The organism is Breznakia pachnodae (assembly GCF_030814225.1).
Classification (GTDB): domain Bacteria; phylum Bacillota_I; class Bacilli_A; order Erysipelotrichales; family Erysipelotrichaceae; genus Breznakia; species Breznakia pachnodae.
This window is the reverse complement of the sequence record NZ_JAUSUR010000003.1, coordinates 489,948-516,259: the sequence shown is the minus strand read 5'-3', so window position 1 is coordinate 516,259 and position 26,312 is coordinate 489,948. Positions and strand designations below refer to the sequence as shown.

The 26,312-nt window shown below is 31.8% G+C and carries 25 protein-coding genes; 9 read left to right on the top strand and 16 right to left on the bottom strand.

Features of this window, described 5'->3' with window-relative positions; all coding sequences use genetic code 11:
* Positions 1–38 precede the first annotated feature (38 nt).
* Genes ggt through J2S15_RS10865 form a run of 4 tightly spaced genes read right to left on the bottom strand, consistent with a single transcriptional unit; the run spans position 39 to position 3,714 of the window.
* A complete protein-coding gene (ggt, locus tag J2S15_RS10880) occupies positions 39–1,649 on the bottom strand; it encodes a gamma-glutamyltransferase (protein ID WP_307408184.1) in 1,611 nt (536 codons plus the stop codon).
* Between the two features lie 14 nt (positions 1,650–1,663).
* Complete coding sequence (locus J2S15_RS10875; RefSeq protein WP_307408182.1) at positions 1,664–2,143, bottom strand: PTS sugar transporter subunit IIB; 480 nt, start codon at positions 2,141–2,143, stop codon at positions 1,664–1,666.
* A 13-nt stretch (positions 2,144–2,156) separates the two neighbouring features.
* Positions 2,157–2,969, bottom strand: a complete 813-nt coding sequence (locus J2S15_RS10870; RefSeq protein WP_307408180.1) for a PTS system mannose/fructose/sorbose family transporter subunit IID — start codon at positions 2,967–2,969, stop codon at positions 2,157–2,159.
* A 1-nt stretch (position 2,970) separates the two neighbouring features.
* Positions 2,971–3,714 (bottom strand): PTS mannose/fructose/sorbose/N-acetylgalactosamine transporter subunit IIC, encoded by a 744-nt coding sequence (locus J2S15_RS10865; RefSeq protein ID WP_307408178.1) that lies wholly within the window; start codon positions 3,712–3,714, stop codon positions 2,971–2,973.
* A 475-nt stretch (positions 3,715–4,189) separates the two neighbouring features.
* On the opposite strand from J2S15_RS10865, the gene J2S15_RS10860 reads away from it, so the two are divergent.
* Positions 4,190–4,915: a GntR family transcriptional regulator gene (locus J2S15_RS10860; RefSeq protein WP_307408176.1), complete on the top strand. Its 726-nt coding sequence runs from the start codon at positions 4,190–4,192 to the stop codon at positions 4,913–4,915.
* Between the two features lie 65 nt (positions 4,916–4,980).
* On the opposite strand, the gene J2S15_RS10855 is transcribed toward J2S15_RS10860, so the two are convergent.
* Genes J2S15_RS10855 through J2S15_RS10845 form a run of 3 tightly spaced genes read right to left on the bottom strand, consistent with a single transcriptional unit; the run spans position 4,981 to position 9,329 of the window.
* Positions 4,981–6,027, bottom strand: a complete 1,047-nt coding sequence (locus J2S15_RS10855; RefSeq protein WP_307408174.1) for a serine hydrolase domain-containing protein — start codon at positions 6,025–6,027, stop codon at positions 4,981–4,983.
* Positions 6,027–8,351, bottom strand: a complete 2,325-nt coding sequence (locus tag J2S15_RS10850) for an excinuclease ABC subunit UvrA (RefSeq protein ID WP_307408172.1) — start codon at positions 8,349–8,351, stop codon at positions 6,027–6,029. Before J2S15_RS10850 ends, J2S15_RS10855 begins: the two co-directional genes overlap by 1 nt.
* A 45-nt stretch (positions 8,352–8,396) precedes the next feature.
* On the bottom strand, positions 8,397–9,329 hold the full coding sequence (locus J2S15_RS10845; protein ID WP_307408170.1) for an AraC family transcriptional regulator: 933 nt from the start codon (positions 9,327–9,329) through the stop codon (positions 8,397–8,399).
* 148 nt (positions 9,330–9,477) lie between these two features.
* Between J2S15_RS10845 and J2S15_RS10840 the strand changes: the two genes are divergently transcribed.
* From J2S15_RS10840 to J2S15_RS10825, 4 genes are all read left to right on the top strand, one after another.
* A complete protein-coding gene (locus J2S15_RS10840) occupies positions 9,478–10,077 on the top strand; it encodes a dienelactone hydrolase family protein (protein ID WP_307408168.1) in 600 nt (199 codons plus the stop codon).
* 1 nt (position 10,078) lies between these two features.
* Positions 10,079–11,011 carry a phosphotransferase family protein gene (locus tag J2S15_RS10835; RefSeq protein WP_307408166.1) on the top strand — a complete coding sequence of 311 codons (933 nt, stop codon included), beginning with the start codon at positions 10,079–10,081 and terminating at the stop codon, positions 11,009–11,011.
* Positions 11,012–11,125: 114 nt separating this feature from the next.
* Positions 11,126–12,253, top strand: coding sequence for an NADH-dependent flavin oxidoreductase (locus tag J2S15_RS10830; RefSeq protein ID WP_307408164.1), 1,128 nt, complete (start codon positions 11,126–11,128; stop codon positions 12,251–12,253).
* 119 nt (positions 12,254–12,372) lie between these two features.
* Positions 12,373–12,933 carry an NUDIX hydrolase gene (locus J2S15_RS10825; protein ID WP_307408162.1) on the top strand — a complete coding sequence of 187 codons (561 nt, stop codon included), beginning with the start codon at positions 12,373–12,375 and terminating at the stop codon, positions 12,931–12,933.
* A 42-nt stretch (positions 12,934–12,975) separates the two neighbouring features.
* Here J2S15_RS10825 and J2S15_RS10820 read toward each other — a convergent pair whose 3' ends face one another.
* From J2S15_RS10820 to J2S15_RS10800, 5 genes are all read right to left on the bottom strand, one after another.
* Positions 12,976–13,833, bottom strand: a complete 858-nt coding sequence (locus J2S15_RS10820) for a PTS system mannose/fructose/sorbose family transporter subunit IID (RefSeq protein ID WP_307408160.1) — start codon at positions 13,831–13,833, stop codon at positions 12,976–12,978.
* The gene (locus tag J2S15_RS10815) at positions 13,823–14,629 is read right to left on the bottom strand and encodes a PTS mannose/fructose/sorbose/N-acetylgalactosamine transporter subunit IIC (RefSeq protein WP_307408158.1); all 807 of its coding nucleotides are present in this window, start codon (positions 14,627–14,629) and stop codon (positions 13,823–13,825) included. Before J2S15_RS10815 ends, J2S15_RS10820 begins: the two co-directional genes overlap by 11 nt.
* 41 nt (positions 14,630–14,670) lie before the next feature.
* Positions 14,671–15,147 (bottom strand): PTS N-acetylgalactosamine transporter subunit IIB, encoded by a 477-nt coding sequence (agaV, locus tag J2S15_RS10810; protein WP_307408156.1) that lies wholly within the window; start codon positions 15,145–15,147, stop codon positions 14,671–14,673.
* A 76-nt stretch (positions 15,148–15,223) separates the two neighbouring features.
* Positions 15,224–16,180: a Gfo/Idh/MocA family protein gene (locus J2S15_RS10805; RefSeq protein ID WP_307408154.1), complete on the bottom strand. Its 957-nt coding sequence runs from the start codon at positions 16,178–16,180 to the stop codon at positions 15,224–15,226.
* 43 nt (positions 16,181–16,223) lie between these two features.
* Positions 16,224–17,249 (bottom strand): Gfo/Idh/MocA family protein, encoded by a 1,026-nt coding sequence (locus J2S15_RS10800; RefSeq protein ID WP_307408152.1) that lies wholly within the window; start codon positions 17,247–17,249, stop codon positions 16,224–16,226.
* A gap of 277 nt (positions 17,250–17,526) precedes the next feature.
* Here J2S15_RS10800 and J2S15_RS10795 point away from each other — a divergent pair, with 277 nt between their 5' ends.
* Positions 17,527–18,390 (top strand): MurR/RpiR family transcriptional regulator, encoded by an 864-nt coding sequence (locus J2S15_RS10795; RefSeq protein WP_307408151.1) that lies wholly within the window; start codon positions 17,527–17,529, stop codon positions 18,388–18,390.
* Positions 18,391–18,432: 42 nt separating this feature from the next.
* On the opposite strand, the gene J2S15_RS10790 is transcribed toward J2S15_RS10795, so the two are convergent.
* From J2S15_RS10790 to J2S15_RS10780, 3 genes are all read right to left on the bottom strand, one after another.
* On the bottom strand, positions 18,433–18,867 hold the full coding sequence (locus J2S15_RS10790; RefSeq protein ID WP_307408150.1) for a hypothetical protein: 435 nt from the start codon (positions 18,865–18,867) through the stop codon (positions 18,433–18,435).
* A 154-nt stretch (positions 18,868–19,021) separates the two neighbouring features.
* Positions 19,022–20,062: a hypothetical protein gene (locus J2S15_RS10785; RefSeq protein WP_307408149.1), complete on the bottom strand. Its 1,041-nt coding sequence runs from the start codon at positions 20,060–20,062 to the stop codon at positions 19,022–19,024.
* 51 nt (positions 20,063–20,113) lie between these two features.
* Positions 20,114–21,085 (bottom strand): MerR family transcriptional regulator, encoded by a 972-nt coding sequence (locus J2S15_RS10780; protein ID WP_307408148.1) that lies wholly within the window; start codon positions 21,083–21,085, stop codon positions 20,114–20,116.
* 176 nt (positions 21,086–21,261) lie between these two features.
* Between J2S15_RS10780 and J2S15_RS10775 the strand changes: the two genes are divergently transcribed.
* Entirely contained in the window at positions 21,262–22,056 is a 795-nt protein-coding gene (locus J2S15_RS10775) for a Cof-type HAD-IIB family hydrolase (RefSeq protein WP_307408147.1), read from the top strand.
* Positions 22,057–22,130: 74 nt separating this feature from the next.
* Here J2S15_RS10775 and J2S15_RS10770 read toward each other — a convergent pair whose 3' ends face one another.
* Positions 22,131–23,012, bottom strand: coding sequence for a LysR family transcriptional regulator (locus J2S15_RS10770; RefSeq protein WP_307408146.1), 882 nt, complete (start codon positions 23,010–23,012; stop codon positions 22,131–22,133).
* 120 nt (positions 23,013–23,132) lie between these two features.
* On the opposite strand from J2S15_RS10770, the gene J2S15_RS10765 reads away from it, so the two are divergent.
* Positions 23,133–24,542, top strand: a complete 1,410-nt coding sequence (locus J2S15_RS10765) for a pyridoxal phosphate-dependent decarboxylase family protein (protein WP_307408145.1) — start codon at positions 23,133–23,135, stop codon at positions 24,540–24,542.
* Between the two features lie 184 nt (positions 24,543–24,726).
* Positions 24,727–26,151 (top strand): glycoside hydrolase family 1 protein, encoded by a 1,425-nt coding sequence (locus J2S15_RS10760; RefSeq protein ID WP_307408144.1) that lies wholly within the window; start codon positions 24,727–24,729, stop codon positions 26,149–26,151.
* Positions 26,152–26,312 lie beyond the last annotated feature (161 nt).

Genomic DNA, 26,312 nt, shown 5'->3' with positions numbered 1-26,312 from the left:
CCCTAAGATTTCTAGTTTTCTATATTATCTATATACAACTAATAACAACAGATACTACCATCTGTTCTTGATTCAGTTGCACCTACATAAACATCATTCTCTAGCTTAACAATCATTTGTGCTCTTCCAAATGAGAAACAGTTCTCAGACACTTCTATATCGTGTCCTTTTTCCCTTAATTTTTCAATAATATCTTTATTGAAGTTTGGCTCTACTAGAAAGTGTTTCCCATCTTTCCATTGCCATCTTGGTGAGTCTATACACATTTGTGGATTTAAATGAAAATCAACATAGTTCATCATCAATTGAAGATGTCCCTGTGGTTGCATATATCCACCCATTACTCCAAATGGACCAACTGCTTTATCATCTTTGGTTAAGAATCCTGGAATAATAGTATGATAACTTCTTTTTCTTGGTGACAAAGCATTTGCATCTTCTGGATTTAAAGAGAAATCAAACCCTCTATTTTGAAGAGCAATACCATAGTCTTCAACAACAATACCTGATCCAAAGTCCATATAATTACTTTGAATATAAGATACCATATTTCCATCTTTATCAGCTGTACACAGGTAAACAGTTCCACTTGTTGGTTGTTTTAAAGGTGCAGGATCTTTTGCATAGTCTGCAATCTCACTTGAACGTGATTCACCATAAATATCTTTTAAGTATTTATGGAAATCAATCTTCATTGCATCCAAATCAGTAACTGTCGATAATGCATCCGCAAATGCAAGTTTTATCGCTTCAAACTGATGATGATAAGTATCTACATCTTCTTTCTCTTCTAAAGGAAAGTTCTTCAATATGTTCAAAGACATCAGTGTTACAATACCTTGTCCATTTGGTGGTAATTCCCAAACATCATATCCACGATAATTGAGAGATATAGGATTAACCCATTCCACATTGTATTCTCTAAGATCATCCAACTCAATATAACCACCATGCTTTTTACTTTGTTCCACTATTCTATTGGCAATCTCACCATTATAGAATTCATCAGAATAACTTTCTCCAATTAACCTTAGCGATTTTGCATGATCTGGAAATTTAACAATATCTCCAAATTTATACGATTTTCCCTCTTTCGTAAAAACTTTAAACCATTCTGCGAAAATCGGATTATCCTTAAATTCTTCACTATTCTTCTTTACATATTTTTCCCAAAGGAATGACACAACTGGTGATAACGGGAATCCCTCTTGTGCATATCGTATTGCTGGTTGTAATACATCAATCAATTCTAAGTTTCCAAATTTTTTGATCAATGCTGCCCAAGCCTTTGGTTGTCCTGGTATTGTTACTGGTATCCATCCATGCTTTGGCATTTCTGTATACCCTTGTTCTTTAAGTTTTTCAATTGTCATAGACTTTGGTGAATATCCAGAAGCATTTAAACCATAAAGTTTATTCTTCATCCAAACAATTGCATAAGCATCTCCACCTAATCCATTACTCGTAGGTTCTACAATCGTAAGCACTGCTGCTGTTGCGATTGCTGCATCTACTGCATTTCCTCCTTTTTTTAATATTTCTAATCCAGCAGAAGAAGCTAATGGATTACTGCTACAAACCATTCCTTTATTTGCACTAACACTGTATCTGCTCTTTCCATATGGTTGATTTAAAACATCAAAAACCATTTAAATTCCTCCTTCTAAATTTTGTCAATGATAGAGTTAAAGTCTGTGATTTGTTGGTCCGGAAGAGACTGCGCAAAAAAGCTAACATTTTGATTCCTCATTTCTTTAAAATCAGCTATTTCTTCATCATTTACATAAACATAGTTTAATAGCTTATTCCCCGCATCATTTCGTAAATTACCTACATTTACTTCATCAATTGATATTCCTTTGTTAATTAAATCCAATAGTGTTTTTGTGCTTTTCACAAGTAACATTGTTCTCTTATTATCAAAAGAACCACTGTTAATTTTTTCAATTGCTGTATCTTGATCAATAATGAATGACTTTACTCCCGTAGGAGTTGCCATCTTTAATAAAGAAACTCTGAAGCTATCTTTAGATGTTTCATCATCTACAGCTAAAATGCATTCAATTCCTTTTGATCTAGTCCATCCAAGTGCAACTTGTCCATGAATTAGACGATCATCAATTCTTACTAAGGTAAATTTCATATGTATCTCCTTTTTATGCTAATATTCCAAAGAAACCTAAAACGAATCCCACTATAATTATTGACATCATTACCCATGTAGAACTCTTTCCTTTTCTAAGCAGTGTATATACTGCCAGTGTAGAAATTAGTGCTAATAATTTAGGTAATATCATATTCAATGTATCTTGCACACTAACTGAAGTTTCTCCCACTGAGTAAACAAGTGGAGTCGAAATATTCAGCCAAGTAGCACTTAATCCACCAACAACAATTAACCCTAAAATTGTTGCTGCTGTCATCCATCTCTTGATTTTCATGCTTTCCATTTTTTGCATGAATGTATCAGAGAATTTATATCCATTCATTACACCCCAGTATTGGAAACCAAAGTGAATTGCATTTAATCCTAATACAAAGATAATTGGTGCAAATGAATTACCCGCTAACGCTAATGAAGCACAGATACCTGCGAAAATCGGACGTACTGTTCCCCAGAATAATGAATCTCCAATTCCAGCAAGAGGTCCCATCAACGCTCCTTTTACTGCTTGAATATTTTCTTCACTTACATCTTCACCTTGTGCTTTTCGCTCTTCCATAGAAGCCACAATCCCAAAGATTGGTCCACATGTCCAAGGGTGTGAGTTAAAGTAATTTAAATGTCTTTGATATGCTTGTATTCTTGCTTCTTTATCATCTGCGTATAATTTATTTAGAACAGGTAATAAAGCCCATTCAAACCCTAGTGCCTGCATACGTTCGAAGTTAAATGAAGATTGTACTGCATTAGAACGAACAAATAACTTCATTAAATCTTTTTTTGATAATCCTACTTCGTTACTCATATTAGTTCTCCTCCTCGTTTCGATCGCTTAATGCGTATAAACTAACATATGCAATACCTAGGAAGGCGATTCCCATAACTCCAAATGCTGGTACATAAGCTGCAATCGCAAATCCAATAAAGAAATACGGAATAAATTGTTTTGTTGCTAAGTTGTTTAATAGTAATCCAAATCCAAGTGCAGGTAATAAGTTTCCTACTGCCTGAATACCAGCCATAATATTATCTGGTACTGCATTCATCAATTCGGTTACGTAACTTGCTCCAAAATATAATGCCAAAAATGTTGGCACAAAATATGCAAGGAAATGAATAAAGTTCCCTAAATGCATCATCATACTGATGCCTCTTGAATTATCATCATTTGCATACTTGTCTGCAATATGTACCGTAAATGCACAGATTGTTTTCGCAAACATTTCAAATGTACTAGCCACTACTGCTACTGGTACTGCAATTGCCATTGCACCCTCTAAACCAGTTCCACTTGTAATTGCTACTGTTGTCCCTAAAGCACTACCAATTGCCACATTTGAAGGAACTGATCCTCCAATTGCCTGTGCACCCATGAATACTAATTCAAGTGATGCTCCAACTTGAAGACCTGTCATAAAGTCACCAAGTATTAACCCAACTACTGGTCCTAATACTAATGGTCTCTCTAATTGACAATCCCCTAAAGCTCTACGTTGTAAATATGCCAAACCTGTGATCAAACTAATAATTAGAATCGTAAAAAAATTCATATATGCTCCTTTCTTAAAGCATGGACTTTGTCCACTAATCAGTTTTAATTGCAATTAATCACTGTTTATATATTTAAAATATCACAAGATTTTTTAAATGTCCATACATTTCGTAATATTTCGTACATTTGATGGTTTTGCATAAATATAATAGTTGCAATTACAACACTTATTGATACATTATTATCTATTAAATATTACTAATAATACCTTATCTATATTGATTAAATATCATTTTTCTTCTATACTTAGATATATGAGAACATATTAAATGATTGCTTATATAAAGGATAATTTGCGTCTTTCCATAGATAAAAAATCTTTCCACATCAAAGGCAATCACTTATTTTCATTCAAAGAAGATACAGTTATAGAATTATTGATTTATTATAAATCTATATAATCATACATTTATGAATAGTACATATAATTATTCAATTATTGTACATCTATATATAACTATTTAGGAGGAGACATGGAAAAGAAAGAAAAACAGTCATCTAAGAAGAGTATCATTATCAATTACTTATTATCAGAAATTACCAATGGTAATTTTAAAGTAGGAGACCAAATACCATCGGAAGCTGAACTGGTTAAGAAATTCAACTTTGGAAGGCAAACGATTCACAATGCATTATCTGACCTTGCAATTCAAGGTATTATTGATCGAATGCCTGGCAAGGGTTCATTTGTGGCATCAAAGCCAGTAACCAGAAATATTCAAAAGAAATTAAGTTTTACAGAAGATATGAGAAATATTGGAATGATCCCTGGAAGTCAGTTGCTGGAGTTTAAAACAATCAAAGGTAGTGATGTTCCAGATATCGCAAATGAACTAAAAATTGATCCTAGTGAATCGTTATACTTTCTATGCCGTTTACGTACAGGAAATGGAACACCAATTGCAATTCAAGAAAGTTATATGCCAATGAAGTATTTTCCAAACTTAGATTTAAATGCAATTGTAGAATCACTAGAGGATTATGCAAAGAAGATTGGTTTAAACATTGAAAGTTTCTTTACCAGATTAAAAGCAGTAGAAGCAACAGAAGAACAAGCAGAGTTACTACAAACAAAAAGTAAGGCTATTTTAAATAGTATTTCTATTCGTTACTTAGATGATGGTACTCCTGCACATTACACTTGCTCTTATTATCGTTCTGATTTATATGAATATACATTTTCATCTTTTAGTGGATAATCATATCTTATATACGCAAAAAGTTCATGACACATTTTATACTGTGCTCATGAACTTTTCTTTTTTTATTTGATTATGGAAGGTAGAATATAATTCTCAACTAGCTCCCAACGATCTCTTGGCTTACGCATCGTATCTGATGCAATTGCTACCACTAGTTCATACTCAGGAATACAACAAATCATATTTCCCCCATCCCCCAATGCCATATAAGCAAAGAGTCCATCCTTTTCATAGATACACCATAAATAACCATAGCGTTGAAATACTACATGAATATCTTTCTCTAATGGTATTCCTTCTATTGACGCTTGAATCCAATCTTTAGAAATAATCTGCTTATTATTTATCATTCCATTGTTGATATAAAGAGAACCAAATCTCGCCATATCTCTTGTCGTTAATTTTAATCCCCATCCACCTGTAGAATTACCTGAAGGATCTTTTGCCCATCCTTTTAAATCCTTACCAAATAATCCTTCATAATCAAATGTCTGATTTGGGTTATCTGGAATTTCCTTTATTCCTATTTCTTTAAATAAATATTCATTAGCAAACTCTCTTGCACTTTTTCCTGTTGTTCGAATTAAGATTGCAGAAAGTAAATTCGCACTACTATTTGCATATTTGAATTCACCTATCTTTCCATTCTTTCCCATCATATCAAGTGAAAAGGTAATCCAGTCTTTTCTTCTTACCATTTTTTCCATTGGCTCCTGAAGCGGTTTAAAGATATAGGGTGCTCTCATCGTAAGCAAGTTACGAATAGTTACTGCCTGCTTCTGCACTTCAGCAGGTGAGCACTTATATTCTGGAAAGAAATCTAACACCCTTTGATCCAAATCTTTTATATAACCTTTGTCTACTGCAATCCCAATCAGTGCTGATAAAACACTTTTAGTTACTGATGCAATATGACAGGTATCATCAATATCATAACCATTATAATAACGTTCAAATATCGTTTTGTTTGAACGTACAATAATAATTCCATTAAGATTCTTAAACTGGCTTGGAATTATTCTATCCATTTCTAAGAGTGTATCTTCTCTCATTCCCACATCACTTGGGTTAATTGGATCAAATGATAATATCTGGTTTGTTCTATTCATCACAGATACCTCCCAGTAATTGATTTCGAATTTTTCTTTAACTCTTCTGGTGTTCCTTTCGCAATAACATATCCACCATCATTACCACCTTCTGGTCCTAACTCAATCAGATAATCACAGATTTTTAATACATCAATATCATGTTCAATCACGATAATTGAATTTCCCTTTTCCACAAGTTGATCTAATAGAGTAACTAATTTAGATATGTCATATTGACTTAATCCAGTTGTTGGTTCATCAAGAATATAAAGAATATTACCTTTTCTCTTTTTTCCAATTTCCTTTGCTAATTTAATTCTTTGAGATTCTCCTCCACTTAATGTCGGAGTAGGTTGTCCTAGTGTTATATATCCCATTCCAATTTGTTGAAGAATCGTTAATGTGTTCAAGATTGCTGGATGGTCATCAAAAAATAAAACTGCTTCATCTACACTCATCGCTAATACATCAAAGATATTTTTATCTTTATATTGAATCGATAAAGCATCTTCATTGAATCTTTTTCCATGACATTTTGGACAAGTCTTGTTAATACTCATCTGTGTTCCTATCCAGATTCTTTCGTAACCACTTCCATTACATTCTTCACATGCTCCTTTGGAATTGAAAGAAAAATGACTTGCGGTATAACCTTCTTTCTGATTCGCAAATATACTTCTTATTTTATCCCAAATACCAATATAGGTTGCAGGATTCGAATTACTGTTTCTTCCTATTGGAGACTGTGAAATCTCTGCAAACCCAGAAATATATTCCATACCATCCAAACCCTTCGAATCCATCTTTACAGTAGAATCAATAGGATTTTCTTCTATCTGATATTTAAAATTATTACGTAGTAGTGGTAATAATGTATCTGATATCAGTGAACTCTTTCCACTACCTGATTTACCAGCAATTCCAACGATAGAATGTAGTGGAAAAGATATAGTAATATCCTTTAAATTATTCGTTTTCGCATGATGAAGTGTTAGTTCATAACCATCTTTATCATATCTAGAAGTATCCCTTAATGGAATCTCCTTTTTTCCAGACAAATACATTCCTGTTATTGATGACTCTGACTTTAATAATCCACTTATGTCACCCTGATAAACAATTTCTCCACCATACTTGCCTGCTCTTGGCCCAATATCAATAATATGTTCTGCTGCCTGAATCATACCTTTGTCGTGCTCAACAACAATTACCGTATTCCCTATTTCCTTTAGTTGCTTTACTGACGAAACAATAGTCTCCTTCTCTGAAGCATGTAGTCCTGCTGTTGGCTCATCTAATACGTAAATTAATGAATCCATCTTTGTATCCAAGTGTTCATTTAGAAACAGTCTTTGTAATTCACCACCACTTAGCGTAGACATTTCACGATATAATGTAAGATAACCTAACTTTGCATTTATTAAGTGATTTAATTTATTTAAAATATCTATCACTAAATTCTTACCTATCTGAGTAGATAAATAAAGTTTTACTTTTGTATGAAGAAAGCGATATAAATCGGAAAGAGTCATCAAACACAATTCTCCAATATGCTTGTCTGCAATACAAACACTTCTTGCTTCCTCTGCAACCCGATACCCATTGCACTCATCACAAGTATACAGAGAATAAACATCATCTACAGCCTCTCCTTTTTGATGTCGATTTCCATATGCTCTTAGAAGTGCATAACTGTTCTTACCATTCTCATATCGCCCATAGATTGCTTCATTTTTTACTTCCTCTGGAAGTTTTATAAATGGCATATCAAAGTATTCATTGAATCTTCTCTTTAGTACATTCATATATCCAGGTGTCACTTCTGCATGTTTAAAAACATCTGATAAGGTCATTTGTTCATCCTTAATCAGATTATTGATATCAATTTCATAATATGCGCCTTTTCCAGAACATTTCATACACATTCCACTCGGAGAATTATAAGTGAAGAAACTAGGATTAAAATGTTCATCTGCTTCAAAATCAGAACCTTCGTTCACCTTTCCTTCTCCTGAGTAAAGCAGTGCAAGCATTGTAAGTATTCCTGTTCTGGTTCCTACAGTAGACCTAGGGTTACTTTGTCGAATGGTATTCTGCTGTACAGCAATCGTAGGTCCAATTCCTTCAATTGAATCAAACTTATAAGTATCATCAATTGTTGTTAGTGCACCTAGTGATTGTAAATATTGTTTTCGTCCTTCTTCAAAAATAATATCAAAAGCCAAACTTGACTTCCCACTTCCACTCACACCGGTTGCAACAATCAATTGGTTCTTAGGAATACAAATATCAATATCTTTTAAATTATGTAATTTTGCTCCTTTTATTTTTATCTCTTTCATTATTCACCTCTTTATTATATTGATGTATAGCAGATAAGAGTTGAATTAAAATGCGAATGGTTGAACTGGTAAATAAATATCTACTAAATGTATCCCATGTTTATCATTTCGATAATCATTCATATACACTTCAAATGGTGCATTATCACTTGGTACATAGCCACTGTTTGTAAGCCATTCTTCATATATATAATCCCACATCGCACTAAACTGATCTTGTCGAATATAGAAATGTCCCACCATATACTCACCAGCTGGTATTTCCATAACACTCAGTTCACTATTCTCATCAACCACTGCTCCATCAGGAAGAGTAATACATATACTTGTCTTCAAATCATCTGGGTTTGTAAACTCTGGATTATCATGATAAATACAAAGCACTTTCGTCTCTCCTTCTATAAGAAGATTTTGATTGTATGCATTTATAAACAACTGCTCCATCAACTTGGGAAGTTGCTTAGACAATTCAATGTATGCCCCAGTAAAACGAAGATATGCAACCTTTATACTATCCATCGTAATAATTTCAACCTTACCTTCAATTTCCTGTTTGGATACGCTTTGATTCAACTTATCTGATACATCCTTATTGTATCGAGAAATATTATACTGGTCTTTGCAATTCTTGCGATAATCATCTCTATAGTTACTTGGACTTACATCATAATACTGTTTAAAACTTCTTGAATATACTGCGGAATCACTAAACCCAAGATAGTATGCGATATCCGTTATGCTCATATCCTGGCGATGACTTAATAATCCTGTTGATACTTCTAATTTAATGCGGTTTACATATTGAAGTAATGATTCATGAGTGATTGCCTTAAAAATACGATGAAAGTGATATTTCGAGAAACCTGCCACTTCAGATAACTCTTCAAGAGTAAATGTTTTTGTGATATTTCTTTCTATATAATTTTGAACTTTATTGATTCTATTCACATATTCATTTTTACCTTCATATTGCTTCATAACAAACACTCCTTTATAGATATTCTCTTTATATTCTTCATTATACGGTATCATTTTTAATGACTCAACAACACTTTTAAATATCAATAAATCAACGAAAGAAACCAATTCTATGTTAGTATAGATATATAAATTAGAGAGGGAAAAGATGAAACTACAAAACGGAAATACTCATGCAGTTATTATCTTGCATGAGATATACGGTATCAATCAACACATTCAAACTACATGTGATGATTATTTTAAAATGGGTTATGATGTATTTTGCCCTAATCTAATTAACAGAAAGTCTGCATATACTTATAACGAACAAGAGAAAGCATATATAAATTTTAGTGAAGAAGTATTTGAAGATTCTTTTCATCAGATCAAAGAATTAGGACTTCAATTAAAAAATCAATATCAGACAATTACTGTTATTGGATATAGTGTAGGTGCAACCCTTGCATGGCTATTATCTGAAATTGAAGTGTTTGATTGTATCATAGGATATTGTGGTTCTCGCATAAGAGACCATTTGAATATTAATCCTGAGTGTCCTACACTCCTTATATTCGCAAAAGAAGAAGTATCTTTTAATCCTAATACTATTTCAAAAGAACTTAATTCAAAAAAGAATACAACAGTAATTATTATAGAAGGAAAACATGGATTTATGGATTTACATTCACCTAATTATAATAATGCATCTACAGAGGAAGCAAAAGAAAGGACAACTGTTTTTCTACAAGAGCAGCTACACAAATAATATGAATAAAATAGAAATTAAAAAACTAATAACTTCTCAATATCCAGATTATATAATTACATCTATTACATCACTAGGATCAGGATATGACAGTGATGCCTATCTAATAAATAATGAGTATGTATTCAAATTTCCAAAACATGAATTAGCAGCTAGAAATTTATACAAAGAAGCAAAGGTACTTCTCGAAATCAGAGATCAGTTACCAATTAAAGTTCCAGCTATCATATTTACCTGTGAAAAAGAAAATACGATGAAATTTGTAGGTTATGAAAAAATAGAAGGAACAGAAATAACACCAGAAATATTTAATACCTTAGATGAAGAAGTAAAAGAGCGACTTGCGAAAGAATTAGCTGCATTCTTTAAATCATTGCATGGTATTAAACTACAAACACCTATTGAAGGCTTAGAAGTTGATAAGAAAGAGAAATGCAGAAAAGAATATGAAGCAGTTAAAGAAGCTGCATATCCTAAATTAAATGAATTTGTAAGAAATCAGATTGACACTATGTATGAAAAAATATTAAATTGTGAATTTACCTATACAAAAAGTTTGGTCTATACTGACTTTGGTGCAAGCAATGTATTTTTTGATATAGAAACTAATGAAATTTGTGGTATCGTCGATTTTGGAGATATTGCAATTTATGACCAAGATATTGATTTTATATGTTTATTACATACGCAAGAAGAAGGTTTTAATCAAAACTTTGTAGATAAAATAATAAAGTATTATGGATGCAAAGAGTTAGATTCCATTCTCAGAAAGTCTGATTTTCTTAGCTTTTATTCTCCATTTGATTATATCTGGCTAGGCCATACATTCAACATGGATGAACACATTGATGAAAACATAAACATTATTAAAAACGGTATTCCTGATTATGAAAAGAATATTGAAATAGAAAAAAACTATATAAACTATATTTAACCTGAGATTCTCATAGGAACTTCAGGTTTTTTATTGCTATCAATTTATGAGTTAATTTCTTTACATCCCTACCATTGAGGTATACCATGAAGTTAAGTAAAAGGAGGACATAATATGTCAAATGTTAAAGATGGATATACGTTTAATAGTGGTGCTGTCTTGGATAATCGTATTGTAATGGCTCCAATGGTTGCTCAAGGTTCAACGAAGGGTGGACAAGTGACAGATGAAGATTTAAACTACTTTAGAATACGTAGTGATGTAGCTGCAATGATTATCACAGGTGCTGTTGCAGTAGAAGATGGCGGTAGAGGTTTTGATAATCAGATAGGTGCCTCTAAAGATGAAGAAGTTGCTGGACTTACAAAACTAGCTGCTACAATGAAAGAAAAAGGAAATAAAGCAATAATGCAGTTATACCATGGTGGTAGAGAAGCTGTTGGTGGATACAACTTATTTCATGAAGTTGTGGCACCAAGTGCAATTGAATTCTCATTCTTACCATATATACCTCGTGAATTAACTGAAGAGGAAATCAAACGAATTATTACATCGTTTGGAGAGGCTGCAAAAAGAGCAATTGATGCTGGTTTTGATGGAGTAGAAATACATGGTGCAAATCACTATCTGCTTCAACAATTCTTCTCTAAATTCTCAAATCACAGAACAGACCAGTGGGGAGGCTCTTTAGAAAATCGTATGCGTTTCTCTCTAGAAATTTTAAAAGAAGTAAAACGTGTTGTGAAAGAGTATGCAAAAGATGATTTCATTGTTGGATATCGTTTCTGCCCAGAAGAAATTCATGGTGATAATGTAGGATATGATGTTAGTGAATCAAAACAATTAATTGAAAAGATTGTTGATGAAGGATTGGATTATGTTCATATCTCAGTATTTGCTAGTTATGATGAAAAACCTGCAAACAGTGATAAATCATTTGGTCAAATCTTTAAAGAATTAGTAAATAATAGAGCAGCAGTAATTATTGTATCTGGTATCTTTAGCGAAGAAGATGCCAACAAAGCACTTGATCATGGTGACCTAGTTGCAATTGGTAGAGCTTCACTTATTGAACCTCACTTTGCTGCAAAAATAAAAGAAGGAAGAAGTAATGAGATTACAACTCAAGTATCTCCTGAAATTCTTGATTCACTTGCACTTCCTAAAGGATTAATTGCATGGATTCTTCAAGAAAACAGTCCACTTCCTCCATTACCAAATTTAGAATCGCTTAAAAAATAGTTAAATAATAAAAAGGAGATTCATTTCTGTTTAAGGAGTGAATCTTTTTGTTTACATGGTAGAATAAAAGCTCTATATCTTATATAATGGATACATATGCACAAACAAGGAGAGGCACTATGACAAGTGGAATTAATCAGTTAAAACAAGATATCTTATCTTATCAACCAACCGATGAATTAGAAGAACTGGATAAAAAAACGATTCTATCACTACTGGATGATCCTGATATCTTATTAAGAAAACAATTACTATATCATATCACTTCTTCATGTTGGGTAATGAATCAAGATAAAACTAAAGTGTTAATGATTTATCACAACATCTATCAGTCATGGAGTTGGATGGGTGGTCATAATGATGGTAATCCAAACTGTTTTGAAGTAGCTAAAAAAGAGTTGGAAGAAGAAAGTGGAATTAAAAACTATATTGAGGCTTTTCCAGAAATCTTCTCACTTGAGATTGCACCAGTATTTCAACACATAAAACGAGGCTCTTGGGTACCAGCTCATTTACATCTGAATCTTACCTACTTATTTATAGTAGATGAAAAGGAACAACTAATCGTAAATGAAGATGAAACATCAGGAGTTAAATGGATAAATGTAGATAACTTAGATAATGTAGTAAGAGAAAAAGATATGCTTGTTATCTATCACAAATTAATAAATAAATTGTAGAAAAAGCTTTACTTTCAAATGAGAGTAAAGCTTTTATAATATTTAATACCAACTAACAAGTGGTGCATAATCTCCAGACCATATTCCAAAGACTGCTCCTACAATTCCTAATACTAATAGTAACCCAATACATTTTACTGCACTGAAGTTTTTCTTTTTAATTAACCAGAAACACATTAGTGTTAAAACTAAAGGAATAAATCCTGGTAAGATATTATCTAAAATTGCTTGAAAATCAACTGGAGAATCTCCATTTTCAATAACAACTTTCATTGATGTACCACCAAAGCTTGCCGTAAGTGCACCTACAATTATAATTCCAAGAATCGATGCAGAATTTGTAAATTCTTTTCCACTCTTAGTTAATGTTGTAACTGCCTTTTCACCAATTGAATAAGACCAGTTCATCAAACCAAAACGCATTACCATTTGAATTGTAAACATGATTACAAAGAACAGAATTGGTCCTAAGAATGATCCATTGATTGCCATGTTAGCAGTAATAGCTGCTGTAATTGGAACCAATGTAAACCAGATAAGTGAATCGCCAATTCCTGCTAGTGGTCCCATTGTTGCAACTCTTACAGAACGAATTGTATTAATGTCAGCTTTTTGCTGTTCCATTGACAATACAATTCCCATTAACAACGTAGGTAGAAATGGCATAACATTTAAGAACTCCATATTATGTGTCATTGATGCAGCTAAATCTTCTTTGTTTGTATGAATTTTTTCCAATCCTGGAAGAATACTATATAACCAACCTGCTGCTTGAAATCTTTCATAGTTGAAAGATGCCTGAAGAAACATTGATCGAATCGCCATCTTATTTAAAGTTTTTTGATCAAGTGGTTGTGCAGGTGTTAAATCATTATATTGTAACATTTCTTTAGATTCCATTTGCGTCACCTCCACTTTCTGCAACTGCTTGCTTTTGTGATATTTTACTTTGGAAATCATAGATTGCAATTCCTACTGCTATTACTGCAATCAGTAATAACTTTGAACCTCCCAATGCTGGTAGTTGTCCCAAGATAACAGCCATAACGAATCCCATAAAATAGAATCCCCATAATCTGCTTGAAATCATTATTTTCATCAATGTAGCAAATCCTACATAACGCATCATTCCTCCAGCTGCATCTAATCCTCCCATTAACCATCCAAAGTCTTCAGATAGTTCCGTAAGTTTTGTACCAAATGCTGCTCCACCAAAGTAACCTAATAACGCAATCACTACAAATAATCCTCCTAAGATTGCCATTGACAGAAGATTAATCTTCACAATTCCATCTGGGTCAGCTTCTGCAGCTGCTTTATCCGCTTTTACCATAAGTCCTGACATCAGTGTAAATGTTAATGTAACTGCATATTGTCCAAACAGTGAGAATGGAATTGCCAACCCAATTGCTGCGTTTACTGCGATTCCTGACTTCACTGCGAATATAACTGCCATAACACCTCCGATAACTGCATTCGGTGGTTGTGCTCCTCCAATTGGCATATTACCAATCATTATTAATTCGTATGTTCCCCCTACTACAAGCCCTATATTTGCATCACCTAAAACCAATCCAATGAGTGTACATGCCACGATTGGTCTATAAAGCAATTCTGTAAATGAGAACTGATCAATTGCTAGTATAAATGTCACTACTGCAAGCAACAAGACTTCTATAATATTAAAATCAGCCATAATTACCTCCATTAATAATTTCTTCCGATTATAACTTTTTATTATTTAAATAACTTATTGATATCTTCTGAAGCAATATCAGGTACTCTTTTTATTTCTAGTTCAATACCCAATTCTTGCATTTTTCGAAATGCATCAAGATCTGCATCATCTACCGCAACCGATGTTGCAACTTGACGTTTTCCTTCTGCCATATGCATGTTACCAATATTTATTTTCTTTATTGGCACTCCTCCTTCAACTAATTTCAAAGCATCAATTGGTGTCTCTACAATCAAAGCAATTCTTTGAGTTTCGCTTGCTTTGTTGATAATCTCAATTGTTTTTTGAATGGTGAAATAACGAGTCTGTGCATACGCAGGTGCTGCCATATCTAATAAACCTTGTCTGAAATCATCATGAGCAACTGCATCATTCGCAACTAGCAGTAAATTTGCATTCACTACTCCACACCATTGCGTAGCAACTTGTCCATGAATCAGACGATTATCTATTCTTACTAATACAATATTCGGCATTACTTCCTCCCGTATTCATTTCTATGTGTATAATGAACGATTTGTAATATTTTGTTCCCCAAAAGACCTTAGAAACTTATTTTTTCCAACTATTTTGAATATTTTCCAACATTTCAACACTATGAACTGTCATATTTTCATTCATAATTGGACTTTGTAATTGACCACTAAGAATACATTCATTAAAATGTGAAACTTCATAAACTAATTCATATTCACATGGATAATTGATAACTTCAGGCTCTTTGTCATTGTAATGAACAATTGCACTTCTTGCCTTCCAATAATTCTCAATTTCAATATACCCATTCTCCCCATAAATATAAGCTTTATTTATTGCATCAATATTTGTTGAAATTTTACTAACTGCTAAAATATCGTTCTTTAGTCTCAAGTTTAAAACACATTGCTCATCAATTGAAGAAGAACCCTTTGTACAAAATGCCATATAGTCATCATAATCACAATCAAATAAGTATCGTAATAAATGAATTCCATAACTAGCATTTCCATAAAGCGAGCCTCCACCATTTTCTAGTGAATGAAGCCATCGATTATATCCACTTCCTGAAGAACTAGTCATATCAATTAAATGAATTTTTCCAAGTTTACCAGATACAATAATATTTTTAATATCTTTCATTACTGGTAAGAAAACTACTTTTTGAGCTTCAACAATAAAGAGATTGTTTTCCTTCGCCACCTTAAACAGATGTTCTGCTTCTGATTTTTTTAACGTAAATGGTTTTTCACATACAACATGCTTTCCATGCTGCAGCGCTGCCAATGCATAAGTATAGTGTTCACTGTTAATTGTTGCTACATAAATAACATCAATCTCTTCATCACTAAACATTTCATTATAGCTTCCATAACTTTTCGCTATGTTCCATTCTCTTGCTTTCTCTTCTGCTTTTTCTAAGGTACGTGAAGCTATTGCAATCACTTCCCCTGTTCCACTTTCATTTAATGCATTTATAAACCTTGGCACAATAGATGCAGTGCTCACAACTCCATATTTCAATTTCAACATTTTATTATCCTCTCTGGTCAATTCTATTCACCCTCTAAAATCTTTATTTTTCTATAACTACTGGTTTTCCTATTTCTAGGCTTCTATGTACTGCATCCGCAATCAACTCAGCCTGTAATCCATCATTTGCATCTGCAATGAATGGTAAATCATTTAATATACATGATACGAAATCATTAATTGGTTGAATACCAAATCCATATGGTCTTCCATTATTTTCAATTATGAAATAAGAATTTGGTGTTTTTCCTTTTTCATTTGTGAAAATCTCAGATCCTCTGTTTTGAGAATCAAGACGGAACAACGTGTTATCACATAGTATCTCAGTTCTTCCACCATTGTTTTTAGGGAACCCTGATGGAAATACCCACGAGTTTTCAACAGTCCAATAACTATCATCTTCCATCTCTACTAAAGTTTGGATTGAGTCATAAGTATCAATTCCTTTTGACTTCAATAAGCGTTTACAACCGACTGCATAAACACTTTTCACTTCACACCCAGTGTACCATCTAATTTGATCAAAACAATGAGTTCCCAAAAAATGAACTGGTGATGATTTATCTGACCAGCTAAACCATTTTGTTGGTACATCAATAACATCATCCATACTCATATATCCACGAATTATTTTCCCAGTATCTGCTTTTCTTAATTCATTTCTAACATTTATTGCTGCTGGATCCCATCGCTTATGGTAATCTACAGCAACTCGTACATTGTATTCTTTAGCAGCTTCTACAATTTTTTTAGCATCCTCCACTGTAGTTGCAAGTGGTTTTTCTACTAATACATGTAAACCTTTTTTTATTGCAGCAATCGTTGGATCTAAATGAAATGCATCTGGAGTAGCCACTGAAATAGCATCTAGATTTTCTTTTTCTAGCATTTCATCTACACTACTATATGTTTTCACTCCAAACTCTTTTTCTACTCTTTTTCGAATCTCTTCATTAAAATCGCAAACTGCCAATAAATTTGCATGCTCATTATCTAAATATGCATGGATATGATTAACTCCATATATTCCAGCTCCTACCACTGCTACATTTAGTTTCTTGTTTGACATCTTATCCTCCTAATTAAATTAAAGTTTCTAAGTCTAAATACCTATAATTTTATTTACTTATAATGCATGATTAACACTAGATTGTGTCAGACTGCATAATAAAAAACCATGAAATAAAATTCAATTTAATATCGTTACATAAGAATTCTTATACGTGGATTATACATCATGTGTAGTTAAATTACAATAGTTTTAATAATAATTGTAGTTTTACTACAAATAGATATTGACAAGTTGTACTTTTAACTATATTATGCTAATTAGGAGGATTATTTTTATGAACAGCCTATTAATAAAATTAGAAGCATTACTACCACATTTAACAAATGCAGAAGCAAAGGTAGCAAATTATATATTATTATACAGAGAAAATATTTTATCTATGTCAATTAAAGAACTGGCAAAAGACTGTGAAGTCAGTGAACCCACAGTTGTTAGATTATGTAGAGAATTAGGATTAAAAGGATATTCAGACTTTAAAATTGAATTAGCTAAAAGCCTTACACCTAATATGGAAGTTAATTCAATTGATGATATATCACAATATGATTCTTCATTAGCAATATTTCAAAAAGTCTCTGAAACAACAATTCAATCAATAAAGAATACTTGCGAAACATTAAACAATGATGACTTCGATAAAGCAATTGATTTAATTCGAACTGCTCATGAAAATAAAAAAAATATTTATATTGTTGCTGTTGGTGCAAGTAGCGTTATTGCTACAGATCTACAAATTAAGTTCATGCGTTTAAATATACCAACTATTTTTTATCAGGATTTTCACTTATCTCTAGAAAGCATTACAAATATTACTGAAGATGATTTGTTAATTGTATTCTCAACACTTGGTAAATCTGTACATGCTCATCACTGTCTTCAAATAGCAAATGAAAAAAATGCGAAATCAATTATTATTACTCAATATGGAAACGAAATTACAAACAAGCATTCAACCGTAACATTATTAACTACGAATATTGAAAATAATCTACGATTAGCTTCACAAACTTCTCTAATTCTACAAATGTTAATCGTTGATAGTATTTTTATTAAACTTGCTCTAGACAATCTAGAGGAAATACAAAAAGATGTAAATGATACTAAAAAATTATTTTCCGAGTTCAAATACTATCAATAAACTATAAAAAAAGTACTACTCAATAAAAAGTAGTACTTTTTTTTATAGTTCAATTTCTTCCAACCAGTGATGCTGATCTAAGTATTGCAGATTATCTGCAACATATCGCACTCGATCAATTGAATCCTTATGAGCAATAAAAGAGTAAGTCTCTCCGCTATAATTAAATTCAATTACTTTCGTTTCCCCTTCTCCATCACTAACCATAAATTCCTTTAAGTCCTCTCTTAGGAATTTTATCATCTCACTATGCTTTTTCATTTCCTGTAATATTAACTCATTTTTAGTAACTATAAGGTAATATGGTTTTTCATTACCCCTAGTAATAACACTTGCTGATCTAGCAAAGTGTTTAAGAAAAGACTTTGTAGAATCCTTCATTTTACGATAAACAATAAGATAGTTATGTTTAGGCATTATTCCAATGTTTGCAACATAAACTTCCATTTCTTCTTTACTTGGCATCAATAAACTCATACGACACCACTCCTTTCATAACTTTCTGTTCATAGGATATTATAGTCCTCAAAAGATTAAATGCAAGAAAATTGAAAGAGAAATATGCGCTTTAATGAAACAATAAAAAACTGAAATCTTCACTATCAAAAAGACTTCAGTTTACTATTCTACATTATAAATATTCTAGTTCTGCGTCAAACCACTTCTTTATACCATTACTCATATTTAACACAGTAGAATCTAATGGTATTGTCATCCCTCTACAACCTCCATTGCAATGACCAATTGCTTCTATCTTTCTTCCACATCCATACCCTTCCTTAATTATCTTCCTTAGAAATGGAGGGAATGTTTCAATAACATCATCATACTGATCCATCTTTTGGGTTTTCACATTTATATGAAAACCATTGTTGAGGGATGCATTTATTCCCCATAGTTCTTTTCTTTTATACATATATTTAACATATACATGAAATCCCTTTATCTCTACAACACATTTCATTCCTTTATCCAAATAACGTTGATGCAGTTGTAATACAAAGTTTTGAATATCGACTGGTAATGTTCTTATTGTGTTTCTTATGATTGTAATCACATCTGTCTCATTACTTTTTAATACACTATAGTCACATCGTAAAAATACATCCTGATTTATAAGGGTTCTGTGGTCAACTTCTGCGATTGCCATCACTTTCATTCCAATTAACATAACTGGATTATCAGAATATGAAACTTTTATAGTTTCTATCTCTGATAAGTTAGGTTTCTTTTCATCTAAATCAATACCAACAAACTCTATGCCACAATCATTTAAGAAATGTAAGCATTCCATTGTTTTCGAAACAGGTATTTTCTCATTAAATATATTACTTTCGCAAATTAAATATGAATTACTTTTATCGAGTACACCATAATAACCTATTCTAATCAATAGATTATTTATAGCGTGAAGAAACGGATAGTATCCTGAAAGTGTCGTACGATTCTCATATTCATGTGCAACCTTTTTATGACTGTCATACATATCTCCACAGAGTGATAGTTCTTTAAAGAGATGATTCAAAAAAGTTCTATATCCACAAATACCTTTTCTTAATGTTTCTTCATCAAAGATACTTTGATAATCTGAATGAATCGAATACTTTTCGTCCGTTTCAGGAACCAAAATCGTTTGTAAGTATTCAGCTAACTCTGTTAATGTCTTTCGCATCGTTCACCTCGTAAATAATTCTCTACATTTATCATACCATAGGAAGCAATACTATTCTTCCTTTAACTTTATTGGTACATAGCGTTGCATTTGTTTATATCCCAATCCTTTTTCAATATCATTATTGAAATTATTTTCTTCATCTAAGAAAGGCATATTAAACATGAAATCTCTACTATCATCTAATTCAAAATTCGTATTTTCTATCCATCTGTTAATCTTATCATGCACTTTTTGAATACTTTCATCATCTTCATCAATACTCACTGCCATCGCATATAATCCACCTGGAAAATCAGTTATTGATAAAGGACTGATGTCTTCAATTGTGGTATCATCCTTAAGCGCACAGATCATCTCTGCTTTATCATTTTTAGGTAATATAAAATCAACACAATCAAACATCACTTGTTTATATAAAGGATAATATTGCCATAACTGAAACATATAACCACCTTTTTTAAATATATCCATCCATGTCTGATCACCAGACGATATAGCTTTAAATGCAGGTACTCTAACTACCATTACATCTGGTACTTTCTTATCCAATTTCTCTGTTATTTCTAGTAATCGATTCACTTTAGAAGGTTTGCCAATATAATCAACACTTACAAACTGAGTCTCTATCTCTTTCGCTTTATCATACAATTGCTTTATATCTGCATTATCCGTAAAATTTACACTTTCTATTTCTCTTATAAAGTCCAATACAATATTTTTCAGTTCATGTAGAAGAGATACTTCTTCATCAATATTTTCTACCTTTTTCCCTAACACATCTAACACTACATCTGAACCAGAAGCTTTGAAAATGCGTTGAATATCTTTTATACTAATATTTAGTTTACGTAAGATAAGAATTTGTTCTAGACGTCTAATTGCAGTTTCATCATACATTCTATATGCTACATCTTCACTTCTTGTACTATTCAATAGTCCCATATCCTCATAATATCGTAATGTACGTGCTGTTATGTCATACTTACTTGATACATCCCTAATTTTAATTAAATTACTCATTATATAGTCTCCCTCACTTATTTCTCATAGTAATATTATAAACGCTTACCTAAAGGAAGAGTCAAGGATTTGTTATTGTCGTAGTTTCTTGACTAGTCAAACTTATAAACGTAAAATAATAGTAATATAGCATATCATTTCCGTTTAAAAGATAATTATAGAGAGGGACAAATAAAATGAAATCACAAATAAAAATAGCATTTTTTGATATTGATGGCACATTGGCCAGTAATACTGATATGACTAAAAGTATTGATGATAGAATTCCCGCATCAACTAAACTTGCAATTAAGAAACTAAAAGAAAATGGTATAATCCCAATGATTGCAACAGGAAGAGGTAAGAAATCAATTGCAGATATTGTAGAGATATTAGAAATGGACAGTTACATATCAGCAAATGGTTTAAGTGTAACACATGAGGGAGAAGAGGTTTTTAAAAGGATTCTTACTTTAGATCAAATAACAAGTGTATTAGATGATATTATTGATATCGAAGACATTGCAATTATGTTAGAAACTACTGAAGGTAATGTTGTTATTAAAGTGTCAGATAACATGAGAAAAAGACTTAAAACAAAAGAAGAAGCGATTGGATATGATATTGATAAAATCAAACAATATGAAACATATGAAATTGCAGTTTTAGGAGAAGATGTTAAAAATAAAATTAGCCTTTCTTCTAAAGAGTTAAAAGCAAAAATGGTGGGACCTATTATCATAAATATTATTCCAAAAGAAGTGTCAAAAGCAACAGGTATTGAAAAGGTCTTAGAAATCTTCAATTTTGATAAAACTGAGGCAATTGTTTTTGGCGATGAAGAAAATGATTTAGAAATGTTTGGTGCTGTTTCTCATTCAGTTGCTATGGGAAATGCAGTAAATGATTTAAAAGCAATTGCTACTCATATAACAGATACGGTTGATAATGACGGTATCTACAAAGCGTGTGAACATTTTGGCTTATTATAAGATTAGAAGTCTATCAAACTAATAACTGCACTATTAAGTGCAGTTATTTTAGTTATAAACAGTAATATATAATATTAAATACTTTCTTTTAGAGTTTCGATGAATGATTTCATTTGAGGTGTTAATAACTTATTTTTGTGATAAACAAGTTGGCTCCACATTTCTACTTTAATTTCCTTAACTTCCAAAATCTTTAGTTTCCTCTGTTTCACTAAATCATGTACTACATAATAAGGTAAAAAAGAAATCCCCAAGTTATCAAGAAGCAGTTTAATAATTATATCTGTATTTCCTATTTCCAAGACTGGTTTGAGTTCCTTTCCTTTAGAAGCAAGGTATTGCTCCAGATCATATCGATAACTAAGTCCACGCTCTGTTAGAATAAGTGATTCATTTAAAATCATATCTAATGTTATACTCTTATTCTTAGCAAAAGTATGTTCAGTAGATGTAACAAACACAATTGGTTCTGCTCTTTCAACTACTTTAATCCATTCAGGATAATATAGTTTTTTATCTAAAAAGTATATTAAGTCAATTTCATTTCTTTTTACCAAATCGAACATTTCCGCGTTTACTCCAGTTTTAATTGTTGTTTTTACCAATGGATACTGTTTTTGGTAATTAATAAGGATATTAGGCAATACACTTGTAGATAAAGAATCTATTACTCCAATATGTAATGTACCTACAGGTTGTTCATTCATATGCACTACTTCTTTCGCCATTTCAATATCTCTAAGAATAACCATGGCTTGTTGAAAAAAGTTATGACCATAGTTTGTTAGCTTTATTTGCTTTCCAATTCGTTCAAATAACTGTACACCTAACTCATTTTCCAGTTGTTTTATTTGCACAGTTATAGCAGATTGAGAATATCCTAATTGCTGTGCAGCTTTCGTAAAACTCTGTAATTCTGTAACTTTTAGAAATGATTTAATATTTCTTATTTCCATCATTCACCTCTTATTATTAATTTTAATGAATATCATAAAATCTATGAATTTAACTAATCTACACTTTAATGATAAACTACAAATGAAGTAACTTCAATAATAAAAAAGGAGCTAACATTGATGAATAATGAATTAATATTTGAAAGTATCTTAAATTTTGTTAATTACTACAATAATTTTCAAAATAACATTGACTCCAAAAAAGTCTTTCCAGATATGAATAACGATAAAATATCAAAATTAAAAGAAATACCATTTGCTTCAGAAAGTAGAGATATAAATGAAGTAATGCAGGAAATGCAAAATTTAGTTTATAGTAATCAGGCATATATGCAACATCCAAGGTGCTTTGCTTTTATTCCTAGTCCAGTTTCTTTACTGTCTTGGGCTGGAGAAATAATGACAAGTGCTTTTAACCCTCATGGAGGAAGTTGGCTACAAAGTCCAAGTGCCAGCTGTATTGAAAGCAAAATAATCGAGTGGATGTGTAAACTAGCAGGCTATCCTGATACCTCTGGTGGGCTTTTCGTTTCTGGTGGTTCTATGGCAAACCTTACCGCTTTAACAACCGCTAGAAATGTTAAACTTGCCGAGGATGAGTATCCGAAAGGTATTGCTTATGTATCTGATCAGACACATTCATCAGTTGCGAAAGGTTTAAAGATAATAGGATTTCGAGAAGATCAGATACGTAAAGTTCCTACAAATGAAAACTATCAATTAGATGTTGATTCACTTGAAACAATCATTTGTGAGGATAAGGCAAAGGGTTTCATTCCCTTTGCAGTCATTGCAACTTCAGGAACAACCAATACAGGTAGTGTTGACCCTTTACATTCAATAGCAGATATTTGTGATAAGTATGGATTATGGTTTCATGTAGATGGAGCATATGGTGCAACAGTTTTGGTATCAGATAAATATAGACATCTATTAGATGGAATATCACGTTCAGACAGTATTAGTTGGGATGCTCATAAATGGCTACTGCAGACATATAGCTGCAGCACAATACTTATAAGAGAAAAGAATCATTTGATTAGTATGTTTTCAACCCATCCAGAATATTTGAAAGATGCGCAAACAAATAATGAACAAATCAACTACTGGGACTTTGGTCCAGAACTAACACGTCCTGCAAGAAGTTTAAAGCTATGGTTAACTTTGCAAACATTAGGTATTGATAACATCAGTGAAGGAATTGAACACAGTATACAACTGGTTGAATATATGGAAAATGAGTTAAAAACATATGATAATTGGGAAATCATTTCATCTGCTCATCTGGCAATTTTAAATTTCCGATATGTTCCTGTAAATGCTAATAAGCAACAAGTTGATGAGTTTAATAAAGCAATATCCAAAGCAATTCTTGATAGTGGGTATGTAGGTATTCTAACAACCTCACTCAATGGAAAAACGGTTTTGCGGGTTTGTTCTATTAATCCAGAAACAACGAAAGAAGATATTCAAAATACCATTAAGCTTTTAGTTGAAATAGTTAAAAACCTACAAAATAAATATAAATAAGTTGTATCATATTCGAATCAAGAAGTGTTATAAGCCAGGATCTTAAATAGAGCTCCTGGCTTTTATGTATCCTTAACTCAAAATCACACTTCTTAAACTACATGTTACAAATAGTGTTACGCAGATATTCGATAAAATCTATATAATACAAAAAGATATAAGAATTCAACAGAAAGGATCAACTATGGCAAAAGATAAAATACTATGGGGTGGTGCAATTGCTGCAAACCAAACAGAAGGAGCATATAATTTAGGTGGAAAAGGAATAAGTATTGCGGATATAAAACCAAAACCCAAAGAAATTGATACATCTAGATTTTATGGAATGGGACATACAAAAGCAGAAATTATAAAATTGATGAAGGATACATCATCTTATTTTCCAAGACGTAAAGCTATAGATTTCTATCATACATATAAGCAAGATATTGCATTATTAAAAGAAATGGGATTTACGTGTTTCAGATTTTCAATTGCATGGACTAGAATTTTTCCAAATGGAGATGACGAAGAGCCTAATGAGGAAGGATTAAATTTTTATGATAGTTTAATAGACGAAATCATAACTAATGGAATGGAACCAATTGTTACAATATCACATTATGAAATGCCAATAAATCTAGTTCTTAATTATAAAGGGTGGACTGATCAAAAACTTATTGATTTCTTTGTTAGTTATGCTGAAATTTTATTTAAAAGGTATAACAACAAAGTACACTACTGGATTCCTTTCAACCAAATTAATATGATTGAAATTTTTGAAGAAGATGGTGTTAGTCATGGTGATTTTGCAAGTTTAGGCTTAGTAAAAGGAGAACATGATAATTGGCAACAAGCACGATACCAAGCAATACATAATCAATTTATAGCAAGTGCAAAAGTAACAAAACTAGCACATCAGATAAACACAAATAACAAAATTGGAGTTATGAATGTTAGTGATTTACAATATGCCGATTCATGTAATCCAAAAACCGTTTTTAAAGCTGCACAATTAAATCAACTAAGGAATTATTTCTTTTTAGATGTTTTGCTTCGAGGTATTTACCCAAAATATATTTATAGATATTTTAAAGATAACAATATTGATATCAAAGTTACAGAGGAAGAAAAATCTCTCTTAAAATATAACACAGCCGATTTCTTAGCAATTAGTTATTACTTCACTCATACTTATGATGAAAGTGGTAATAGGAAACAAAATCCTTATCTAAAGACTACTCCTTGGAATTGGGCAATTGATCCTACTGGATTACGATATGCGTTAAATGAATACTGGCAGATTTATCAAAAACCTATTATGATAGCAGAAAATGGGTACGGTAACTATGATCAATTTATAGATGGGAAAATTCATGATATAAATCGAATTAACTATTTGAAAGAGCATATTGATGCAGTCATTGAGGCAGCAAATGATGGAATAGATATTTTAGCCTATACATCTTGGGGGCCAATTGATCTGGTTAGTGATAGTACAGGAGAAATGGAAAAAAGATATGGGTATATTTATGTAGATTTGAATAACAACGGAACTGGGAGTAATAAACGATATAAGAAAGATAGTTTTTATTGGTTTCAGGAATATATCAAAAAACTAAAGCAATAACAAAATTGAATAAGGAAAGAAAGAAATAGCAAACATTCAAATAATATTTGCTATTTTTCCTATTCACAAACATATGAATAAGAACAAAGTTTTGATAAGATAAAGATGAAAGAAATAGAATGTTTAACAATAGATGATAAAGCATTCAAGAAAGGATAGAT